Source organism: Nocardioides malaquae, assembly GCF_015070385.1.
Classification (GTDB): Bacteria; Actinomycetota; Actinomycetes; order Propionibacteriales; family Nocardioidaceae; genus Nocardioides; species Nocardioides malaquae.
The window spans coordinates 1-270 of record NZ_JADCSA010000419.1; the positions used below are offsets into that span (position 1 = coordinate 1).

At 43.7% G+C, this 270-nt stretch carries 1 protein-coding gene; it reads right to left on the reverse strand.

Annotation, left to right across the window (positions count from 1 at the left end; translation table 11 throughout):
• The coding region (locus IEQ44_RS17240) for a hypothetical protein (protein ID WP_227487645.1) at positions 1 to 270 on the reverse strand (270 nt) is incomplete at both ends.

The following is a 270-nucleotide window of genomic DNA, read 5'->3' on the forward strand; positions in this document are numbered from 1 at the left end:
GGAAGAGATGTCTTCATCAGTTTCACTTTTCACAGCTAGTGATGTCAACGTCGATCCACCAGGCTCCTCTGGATGCTGAAGTGTCTCCTCGTGTTCCTCTTTGATGTGTGGAGGCTCTGGTTCCTCCTGAAGCTGACTGGGGCTCCTCTCCTGTTCCTCCTCCTCTTTACACACAACTATGTGCAGGATGTCTAGGGAGCAAAAAGAAAAACATGATAAAATCAACACTATATTTCTAAAATGCAAATAATAGTTTCTATCTTCCATGTT